Origin of the sequence: Zarconia navalis LEGE 11467 (genome assembly GCF_015207075.1) — a bacterium.
Lineage (GTDB): Bacteria > Cyanobacteriota > Cyanobacteriia > Cyanobacteriales > Geitlerinemataceae > Zarconia > Zarconia navalis.
On sequence record NZ_JADEXN010000144.1, the window covers coordinates 1 to 10,052 of the forward strand.

Annotated in this window: 10 protein-coding genes and 1 pseudogene; 6 read left to right on the forward strand and 5 right to left on the reverse strand. The window is 47.7% G+C overall.

All coding sequences use genetic code 11. From position 1 onward, the window contains the following. Positions 1–301, forward strand: a pseudogene (locus tag IQ235_RS09665) (C-3',4' desaturase CrtD); the annotation flags it as partial. A gap of 147 nt (positions 302–448) precedes the next feature. On the opposite strand, the gene IQ235_RS09670 reads toward IQ235_RS09665, so the two are convergent. Beyond that, positions 449–2,377, reverse strand: a complete 1,929-nt coding sequence (locus tag IQ235_RS09670; RefSeq protein WP_264321269.1) for a hypothetical protein — start codon at positions 2,375–2,377, stop codon at positions 449–451. Between the two features lie 539 nt (positions 2,378–2,916). Here IQ235_RS09670 and IQ235_RS09675 point away from each other — a divergent pair. Both IQ235_RS09675 and IQ235_RS09680 read left to right on the forward strand, forming a co-directional pair. Then, positions 2,917–3,369 carry a single stranded DNA-binding domain-containing protein gene (locus IQ235_RS09675; RefSeq protein ID WP_264321270.1) on the forward strand — a complete coding sequence of 151 codons (453 nt, stop codon included), beginning with the start codon at positions 2,917–2,919 and terminating at the stop codon, positions 3,367–3,369. A 225-nt stretch (positions 3,370–3,594) separates the two neighbouring features. Next, positions 3,595–4,824, forward strand: a complete 1,230-nt coding sequence (locus IQ235_RS09680; RefSeq protein WP_264321271.1) for a hypothetical protein — start codon at positions 3,595–3,597, stop codon at positions 4,822–4,824. A gap of 211 nt (positions 4,825–5,035) precedes the next feature. On the opposite strand, the gene IQ235_RS09685 is transcribed toward IQ235_RS09680, so the two are convergent. From IQ235_RS09685 to IQ235_RS09695, 4 genes are all read right to left on the reverse strand, one after another. Further along, positions 5,036–5,344 (reverse strand): hypothetical protein, encoded by a 309-nt coding sequence (locus tag IQ235_RS09685; protein WP_264321272.1) that lies wholly within the window; start codon positions 5,342–5,344, stop codon positions 5,036–5,038. A gap of 366 nt (positions 5,345–5,710) precedes the next feature. After that, entirely contained in the window at positions 5,711–6,136 is a 426-nt protein-coding gene (locus tag IQ235_RS18860) for a lysophospholipid acyltransferase family protein (protein ID WP_319592567.1), read from the reverse strand. Continuing rightward, a complete protein-coding gene (locus IQ235_RS18865; protein WP_319592568.1) occupies positions 6,097–6,465 on the reverse strand; it encodes a lysophospholipid acyltransferase family protein in 369 nt (122 codons plus the stop codon). Before IQ235_RS18865 ends, IQ235_RS18860 begins: the two co-directional genes overlap by 40 nt. A gap of 71 nt (positions 6,466–6,536) precedes the next feature. Next, positions 6,537–7,064, reverse strand: a complete 528-nt coding sequence (locus IQ235_RS09695; protein ID WP_264321273.1) for a GNAT family N-acetyltransferase — start codon at positions 7,062–7,064, stop codon at positions 6,537–6,539. A gap of 223 nt (positions 7,065–7,287) precedes the next feature. Between IQ235_RS09695 and IQ235_RS09700 the strand changes: the two genes are divergently transcribed. The 3 genes from IQ235_RS09700 to IQ235_RS09710 all read left to right on the forward strand — a co-directional run. Continuing rightward, entirely contained in the window at positions 7,288–8,022 is a 735-nt protein-coding gene (locus tag IQ235_RS09700; protein WP_264321274.1) for a hypothetical protein, read from the forward strand. A gap of 263 nt (positions 8,023–8,285) precedes the next feature. Next, the gene (locus IQ235_RS09705; protein WP_264321275.1) at positions 8,286–8,759 is read left to right on the forward strand and encodes a Pepco domain-containing protein; all 474 of its coding nucleotides are present in this window, start codon (positions 8,286–8,288) and stop codon (positions 8,757–8,759) included. 6 nt (positions 8,760–8,765) lie between these two features. After that, the coding region (locus IQ235_RS09710; RefSeq protein WP_264321276.1) for a caspase family protein at positions 8,766–10,052 on the forward strand (1,287 nt) is incomplete at its 3' end.

Here is a 10,052-nt window from a genome sequence, read left to right on the forward strand (position 1 = left end):
GGAACAGTATACCCAGGAGGCGATCGCCCGGTTGGGGGACTATTTCCACCTCACCCCCGAGACGATCGTTCATGTCGAAGCGGCGACCCCTCGGACTTTCGAGCATTTTACCGGACGCGATCGCGGTGTGGTGGGGGGCATCGGACAGCGCGTCCCCACTTTCGGACCCTTCGGCTTTGCCAACCGTACCCCCATGGACAATCTCTGGCTGGTGGGAGACTCTACCCATCCCGGCGAAGGGACTGCTGGGGTGAGTTACTCGGCGCTGACGGTGGTACGGCAGATTGAAGCGCAGCAGTGATAAGTAAGAAGTAATAAGTAATAAGTAATAAGTAAGAAGTAAGAAGTAAGAAGTGATAAGTAATTATGGGGAAGTAAGAAGTAATAAGTGGTAAGTAATTAGGGGGAAGTAATTAGGGATGAGATAGTTTTCAATCTTGAAAAAGTACTACTGGGAACTATCTCGTAAATCCTCAGCGGCGGCAACTAAATAACTGGCAACGTCCATCAATCCTTGAGAAGTTGAATGTAATTGTTGGCAAACTTCAGCAGCCGAACGATCGACATTTTCAATACTTTGGGTATAGGTTTCGTTTGCCTGTTGGAGATAATTCGATAACTGCTCGTTTCCCATTTGTAACCCCTGATTCAATCGATCGACTAAATTTGTGTAGGCGGCATCAATGCGATCGGCTTCCCCACCTACAGTCTCTGCAAGTTGTTGCAATTGCGCCAATCTTTCCCCAGACTGCAACCCCGTCGTATTGGCTAATTCCATCACAACTATAGCGGTGCGATCGATATTTGCCATACTTTCGAGAATGCGATCGCCTAGCTTGGGGGCATCTTCGCGAAATACCGTTTGCAGTTTGTCGGCAACCCCACTCAACCCTTCTCGCTGTTGATTTAAAGTACCGTCGAGGAGATTGTTTTGTTCCTCGAAAAACTGCTGTAATTCCTGCTGGTATTCAATGCGAAATGTTGCTAACTCTTCCTGTACGGTTTGGCGCGTTTTTTGCAGCAGATTATCGACATTTTGTAAAGTCTCCAGCAAACTTTCTCGCGTATTTTCCATCAAATTTGAGGCCTCTCGCCCCACAGTTTTGAGGGTTTCTGTTTGTTGGAGAAATGCCCCCGCCACCCGATCGGCACTGGCTTCAAATGCACTGCGTTGCGCTTCCATTCCAGCGATACTTTCATCTACCGCCCGGTTCATTTGTGTCGATACTTCTTGCATCACCTCCCCCGTATCCTGGCGAAATCCATCGAGGATATTTTTCAAGTTTTCGGCAAAGTCTTGTAGCTGAACCAGGGTTTCGGTTTGGAAGTTTTGGATGGTTTGAATCGACTGGGCTAAACTAGCGCTAATTTCCCCCAACGAACTTCGCAGTTGGCTGACAGATTGAGAAGCTTCCCGCGTCAGTGCGGCACTTTCGTCGAGGCGTTCTACCACCGGTTCGATGAGTTCGAGGCGCATTTGAGTCACCAAATTTTCCAGGCGACTATCTTGGGAAGTTTGCCCTTCTCGGATTTGCTGCAACTCCCCAGAAATTGAGGCGAGGCTGGGTTGAAATTGCGGGTAAATCCCCTCGATTTTCCCTCGTTCTGCTCGAATTTGCGTTAATTCTGCCACCAAACGATCGAACTGGGGATATAACGATCGCCCGATCGCCTCGCCAATGGCTTCTGGGTTGATTTGGCTGACTCCTCCGGGACGATCGCTTCTATCCAATCGCGACAGCAACCGTCCCGGCGTGGCTAGCGTTGCAATGCGATCGAACCGATCTCGCAGGCGATCGCGGCAGTTCTGCCGGATGCGTTCCCCCACCGCCAACCCCAAAATCGACAAACTCGCCGTCGCCAACCCATACAGGGAGGTGACGAAAGCAATTTTCATTCCCCCCAACAGTGCCAAACTTTTCGCTAGCAAAGTATCGGGATCGGCGATCGCGCCAATATCCACCCCCTGCAACCCCAGGTAAATCCCGGTGAAGGTTCCCAACACCCCCAACGCCGTCAGGAGAGTGGGGGCAAAGGCGACAGGCGATCGGGGAATGGGTTGAACGAGGATATTCGGTGAAGTTAGGCAAACGAAGCGATCGCCCTCAATGCGGGGATGGAATTCATCGGCGGCAAGGGTTCCGTCGAGGTGGTGAAGTAGCCATCGGGAGACGGTTTTGCTCAGTGCCGAGACCGAGATGGGTTGGGTGGGGGAATGCGATCGCAGGAAATCGATCGCTTCGGCGGTGGTGCGGTATCGCCGGGTTTGGTAGTGGCGAATCGATCGAAACTCGGCAATCCAGGCAGCGATCGCCACAGCAAGAATCAGGACAATAAATAGAGTATCGACAGCTTGAATGGCGATCGCTTCTTCCACGATGGTTGCTTTTGAGGAGAATTTGCCAATCCGATTCTATAGTGTTGCTTGCGTGGGGGAAATCGGCAATAGGAAAAGGAACGCTATATTCACAATTCATACTTATCTTTTTATAGAAATAATTTTGATATTTAAATATTCAGGGAAATTTTATAGAAAAACTTATTGATTCCATTCTCATTTGGCAAACGAATTTACAGGGTTTTTGGGATGTGGTAGGGTGTTGACACGATTTCAATATGGGCTTTTAGTGCCAATTGTGTTTAATTTCGCGATTCAAACGCTATAACCCTTAAAATTCCAAAAAGCGATCGCTTTAAACTGCCTTAATTTCTCGACAATCGATCGCTCTCGATCGCATATTTTTTTTGTGACAATTTTGCATTCGTCATATAAGTAGTTGCATAAAACTAGTTTTATGCAGTGTTTGCTATTTGCCGGATATTCTCTATGTTGCCGAATATTGCCAGAAAGTGGCGTTTTCAGCCGGATTCGCTATCATAAATCCATAGCAGAATCAGTCACGGGAAATCAGTCTTATGTCATCTGGTGGAGTACATCAAAATGTCAGCCTGGGAGACAATACGGGAGAACTGAGGGTTGCGGCAGCCGGGGAGAATGCGAAGCAGGTACTCGGAGATGGTAGTACGATCGCGATCGGTTCCCTCGATACCACAGAAGAACAAATCACCTCAGCCCAGGCGATCGAATTGCTAGCTCAGATGCAAGCCTTGCTAGAAACGGCGAATTTACCGGATGCCCAGAAGGGAAAAGCCCAGAAGTTTCTCGCCGCCGCCAAGGAAGAAGCAACGGAATCCGAACCGGACAAAGATTACATCAAAAGCAATTTGGAACGGGTGACCAAAACCCTGGAAGCAACGACGGCAACGGTTACCGCCAGTACGGGGTTGTGGCAAAGTCTCAAACCGATTTTTACTCGCCTTGCCCCTTGGTTGGGGGTAGCTGCAACCTATTTCGTCGGCGGTCTTTGATAGGTGTTTTGATGGGTGTTGTTCGCGATCGACTTGCAAACTGAATCGATTGATTTGGTATCAAGTTGCAGGTTTGTATTGCCATCCCAGATCGTTCGTTTGTTCGTACCTGTCGGGGTAGTGCCCCCGTGCCTACTCCGGTTATGGTTATCACCCCAATAAAACGGCGGATCGAAACTTTATCCGTTTGGTGGCGGTTTCAGGCATCTCATTTGGTATCGTTCTATGGCACAACCCGATCGCAACTCGAACCCCGATTCCGATCGCCCCTCTCAATCTATCGAACAGAATATTCATCTCGATCGCAATGAAGGAAGGTTGAATGCGTCCAGTAGTGGCGATCGATCGAATGTGATTCAGGGAGATGGCAGCCAAATCAATCATATTGGACAGCAGACGATTCATTACGTTATGCATCCTCCAGTGGCAGAAAAACGGGAGAGGTTGCCGCGTTTTTGGAGCGATCGGCGTTTTGTTTTATTTTTTTGGGGATGTGCGATCGTTGGAATGTTGGGAACAGTTGAAACGGTATTTCAGCCTTTTAAATCGTACCAGCAGCGAATGGCATTTCAGAACTGTGCGAAGGTTGCGAGGGAAGAGAATAAGTCTCTTATCATTATTGCAGATTTTGCTGAGGATGCAAGAAATAAGAATATAAATCGTGATTTTTGGTTAGAGAAAAAGCTAAAAGACGATCCTGGAGGATTAAAAAATATTTATGACACAGAGATTTGCCATTTTAAAGAAGTATCAAAACCAATATCTAGTGAAGATGATGCAAAAAAAATAGGTAAAAAATTAGAAGTAGATGTGGTTATCTGGGGAAGAATCAGTGCATCTTCGATTGAAATTAGGATTACGTCAATTAATGCTAGTGTTGCATATTTAACAAAGCTTGAAATAGAAGAGAATATTTTAACAGAAAATAATAGAGAAATTTTCCAGTTAATTACAGTAATGACAGCTTATTCGTTAAGTGAAAACAAGAAACACCAAAATCAAATAAATGATGCAATTTATCTATTAGATAATACATTAAAAAATACTCAATCTTTAATTTACAATCTTAAATCTGAAGAATATCGAAAAAAATTAAGTGAAGTTTATTTTTATTTCAGTCTGTTGCTAGAACTAGAAATTTATAATGTATTTAAAGTAAAAGTTCTCAATTGCTTGATGCATGAACTTGAATGTAGAAACATTATTAAAGCTCTTAAAATATCTATTAAATTAAATGATATGTTCTATATTGCTTGGATTAAAAAAGGATATATACACGAACAGTTAAATGAGCTTCAAGAAGCAAGACAGTGCTATGAATTTATCATTAATGCAGCTCCTAATCACAAAGTTGGGGCGGCTTGTATGGCAAAAAAACGAATAGAGGGAAGTTTTAATAACTCTTTGCATAAAGAATCTGCAGACTTTGATGTGCAGTGTGACTATTCAATGTAGTTAAAATGATAAATATCGGGATTCAAAAAAAAATGAATTTAACGAAAATCTCGATATTCATCATTTTGTGGTAAGCATTCAGGTATCAGCCGTTATCAGCCGTCAGCTTCAAACTCTGATGCCGCTTACAACTTCAAGTTTCTCCAAGCTAAAACTTCGAAAATTTTGGCTTTCTCCAAGAGTCTAATGCTGATAACTGACAGCTAAATACTTACATTTCGTTGATTTTTGTAGGTTCGATTGGTACTTCTAAAGGCTCAACACAAGAAGGCTCGATTGGTACTTCTAAAGGCTCAACACAAGAAGGTTCGATTGGTGCTTCTAAAGGCTCAACACAAGAAGATTCATCATATAAACATGTATGCTGACTATTTTTCGTTACACTAGGATAAACTAGACCCCCTTTCATACACCTTGGATCGCAAGGATTATAAATACTAGTAACTTCTTCTAGTTCTCGAACGGGTTCTGGGCTAGTAGAGGAAACGTCGGAATTAATAGAATTAGACGGCTCTGGCATGATAACTCTCCTAGAAAACTTGCATCAATCGGGAATCAATAGTTGTAGTTTAATGGCGAATTTCATACCTGAAAGCACCCATCTCGGGTACTTCTTCTGGCATATAACCGCACGTTAAACCCCACGAATAGTTCCCTTATCCGCCGATATCTCCAACGATCCGGAGTATTTTACAGTTATTTACATTCAACCCATTCCGATCGAATCTGTGCCTATGAATCACACCAGTTCGGGATTCGCGTCGGAATCCTCCGAAGTGGCGACTCCATTCCCCGTCTTCAATTCTGCGCTTCCGTGGGCGTTGCCTGCGCTCTGCACGTACTCCAAATTCTCTTAATTCCGCATTCCGAATTCTGAACTCCGAATTCACATCTGACGCGATAACTCATCCAACTCACTTTGCATCCGTCCCTGCACCAGGTGGTAACACTCATCCACATAGGCCCGATCGCTCGCCGCCTTCCGTCCGCTGCGATCGAAAACAATCGGCGCACACACCCGCGTCCGAATCTGAACCGGTAGAGGCAAATTCGGTATCGGTCCGACACCCACCCCCCAGGGCAACCCCAAATAAATGGGAAACACTTGCGGATCGAGATCGAACAACCACGGCATTCCCCACTCGTGGAGTTGCCGCATCAACGGATAGATATCTGACAGGACGAATAACGTATCGTGAGCGCCCGTCGAGACGATCGGGACGATCGGGACATTTTCCCGCAATGCCAGCTTAATGAAGCCCTTACGCCCCGCTAACTCAATCTTATGTCGCTGGCTGTGGAGGCGAAACACATCCCCATTTGCGCTGCGAGTTTCGCCATTTCCGGGTAAACCTGCCAGACGTGGGAGTGCATCAACCCATACACCGGTTGCTGCGCCCCAAATCGACGAAACCAATCGTACATCACCATCGCCATATCCGGCGCTGCCAACCCCCCATTGTGGGAACCCACCAGCAAAACCCGTTCCTGGGGGTTGATATGATGCCAACCCTCGGTGCGAACTCGAAAATAGTAGCGATAAAACCATTCCCACGTCGGCATCCACGATTCGATAACCTGGGGCGATCGCGCGTCCAAAGACCAACCCCGTTCTGAAAGTGGGGGATTTTTTCGATTCATTGTATTGCTGGCAAAAAAGCGACTAAAAAGGGCGAGCGATCGTTTCTTAAACTCAAAATCCGATATCCGAGCTAATTCGGATACCAAAACATCCCCTTAATCCCTTCCGGGTCAGACATAAAGCCCAATCCCCGATAAAACTCGACCACATGAGGGTCGGCAAACAAGGTAATATTACTGATATCGTGGCTGCGTAATTTCTTGATGAGATACTTCATCAGCGCTTTACCCAACCCCTTGCTCTGAAACTCCGGGTGAACCACCACGTCCCAAACCGTGGCGTTAAAAGCATGATCGGAGGTGGCTCTGGAAAACCCAATTAACCTTCGCCTCGTCCCCCGAACTTCCCACATGGAAACCACAATAAAACTATGGGCGATCGCTTTTTTGACTTTCCGAATCGGACGGCGGGACCAACCCACAGCATCGCAAAGTTCTTCTAGTTCGTAGAGGTCGATATTGCGGTCGGTACTAAAATAAATTTTAGCTTGAGTATTAGGACGAGGACTTGCCCCGACTGCGGTATACTCCTCGAACGGAATCGTCCTAGAAGCGGAGGCAGTGTCAGGACTACTGAAAATACTTTTCCAAAAACCCATGCAGGCGTGGTAATGGTTGAGGTAAATGTTGGCTCGCAGAACGATGAGTTCTAAGAGACATTATATCTGTGGATGGACGGTTACCCATGGAAGTAGCCTTGCAAAACTCAGACGGATTCAACCCCACGCAAGGTTCCCATCATTCAGCTAAAGTGGAGGAACGTTCTCTTTGAGTCGCATCGAATTCGCGCATCTAAACAGGCAGTGAGTTAACTTCCCCGTTATGGCCACCGGCTTAAAATCTTCCACTCTAGAACTTCTAAAGCGCTTCAACGGCGCGTTTCCCCAATTTTACGAACAGTTTGTCAGTAGCGAAATTCAACTGCAAAACCTCAAACTCGCGTACCAGCTCTACAAACGGCGGCAAGCTGTCATTGAAGTTCGACCTGAAGGCAACCGGAATGCCGTCCACTTTGCCTACCGCAATCAATCTTTTTTGCTCAGCGATATTTTTGGGGTCTTGGCGGCTTATGGCTTAACGATTCACAGTCTGAGTCTCTACGGTCAAATCTACCCTCCCATGCTGGTGTTCATCAAGCTGGTGGTGTCTAGAGGTGGAAAAGCTCTCACGGATAAAATCTCCGAGAACGTGGCGCGGGCGGTACGAGAAGCCCTCGCCGGACACTTTGAAGTTGAAGAGATGCTAGCTGTCGAGTTCAATCTCGATGCGGGTTTAGAAGATGTGGAGACGGAGTTTTATGTCGATCCGGTTTTCCACCTACCCGCGCTATTGATCGAAGCGGATAACCAACCGGGTTTATTTTACAAGGTGATGTACGCCATCTGGCAAGAGGATTTATTGGTGATTAATGCCAACCTTCTGGTGTGGCGGGGGCGAACGCGCTTAATTCTCTATCTCCTCGGACCTAATGAAAGCATCATCCCCGACTATCTGGGAAATGGGATTGCCGAAAGCGTGCGCCAGCGATTGATGGGGACTCAAAATCTGGAAATGTAATGGAGAGGGAGAGACCTGACAAGGAATGGTTTTTAACTCAGGCGCGGATTTGAGTTGGGGGAGCAAAACCCTTGAATTTTCGTTTTCGTCATGACTTGGATTGCTCGATTGTGAAGTCGATCGTCAAAAACCATTCCCCGTGAGGAAGAAGCCGGGGGATAGGGGAAGCCAAACTATTGAAATTTTATGTTCGCAATTAGCGCGATGTGCCAAGGGCGCTAATTGCGAACAGCATAGCCTTATAAAGATAGGGAGATGGGGAGGTGGAGAAAAGGTTAAACTGCCAAGAAACAATCCTCAAACCGATGCCAGAAGAAACCATTCGCATTATCACCTACCATTCCCCGGAAGCCGAAACCGAAACCGAAGCTGCATCCGAACCCGAACCAAAATCTATCTCGATCGACGGTCAAAAGAATCCGGGGGTGGGGGCGACGTTCTTGGATATTGAAGTGCCCGAAGAAACTACAAATCACTCCCCCAACGGTACGGTCGAAGGTCAGGCAACAATCAGCGAAGTTCCCGTAGCAACCCTGGAACTCGAAATGGAGCGCTTGCTAGATATGGTACAACGATTGGTGAGCCGATCGCCCGGTCGGCAACAATCCGGGATGCAGCTTGAGGAAATCGAGCTATCGGTGGAAATAGACGGTCGGGGTAAAGTAAGTTTAGTCGGATCGGGACTCGAAATGGGCAGTAAGGGTGCGGTTAAACTGAAATTCAAACGTAAACCTTAGCAATAGATGGCCAAAAACTGGGCGATCGCGATCGGCATTAACGAATACGAACACCTCTCGCGTCCTCTGGAATACGCCCAGCGCGATGCCCAGATGATGCGAGATTGGTTGCAGAATCGGGCGGGATTCGAGAAAGTTTACTACTACGCCGACAACTCCCCCAAAATTGGCAATACCTCCACCCGTCCCACTTATTCCAACTTACTGCGCCTCCTAGACGAACGGTTCGAGAAACCGTTTATGGGGGCGGGGGACAATTTCTGGTTCTTTTTTAGCGGACATGGGGTACGCCACGAGGGGCAAGATTACTTGATGGCAGCCGATAGCTATACAGCTAATATTCCCAAAACTGCCATTCCCGTCAGCTACGTTTTGGGGCAGTTGCGGCGCTGCGGGGCGGATAATATCGTCCTGCTGCTAGATGCCTGCCGAGATAACGGTGGTAAATCCGCCGAAGGGATGGGGCGGGAAACGGCACAACAGGCGCAGCAGATGGGGGTAATTAGCATCGCCTCGTGCAGCCCTAACGAACTCTCCTACGAGGTGGAAGCGCTGGGACAGGGAGTCTTTACCTACGCGCTATTGGAAGGGTTGGGGGTGCAGGGAAGATGTGCGACGGTGGAACGGTTGGATGCGTATCTGGCGCGTCGGGTTCCCCAGTTGAACCGGGAACATGGCAAGCGGATTCAAACCCCACTGACAACAGCAGAACCGATCGATCGCGCTCACCTGATTTTAGTGCCGGAATATGCAACCTTGAGTGATGTTGCGACGCTGAAATTGGATGCTTATCGAGCAGCAGAGGATGGGAATCGAGAATTAGCACGACAGCTTTGGATTCGGGTATTGGGAGCTTCTCCGGCAGATTTGGAGGCAGTAACAGCACTCGAACGTTTGGCATCTACTCCCGAACCGTCACCCGCGCCGCGCCGTCAAACGAGTCGTCGGCAGTCAAAATCACCGCGAATCGTCAGTTCTGTTTACACTCATCGCGGAACTCAAACCCGTTCCCCAACTCCAGGGGTGACTCGACGGCAATTGATGCAATGGAGTCTCTGGGGTGGTGCGGGGTTGGGACTGGCGACTGTAGGAAATGCAATTTTTCAAGGAATGGAGTCCGATTCGCCAATATCCACTCCATCACCCACTCCGACACCAAAACCTACCCCCACCCCCGAACCTACTCCAGAACCTACTCTGACACCCGAACCGCCTTCTCAACCTTCTGAGTTAGCCTTCGAGACGTTTTCCTTTGATGTCATCACCGTCAACGAAAAGGGAGAAGAGATCGAT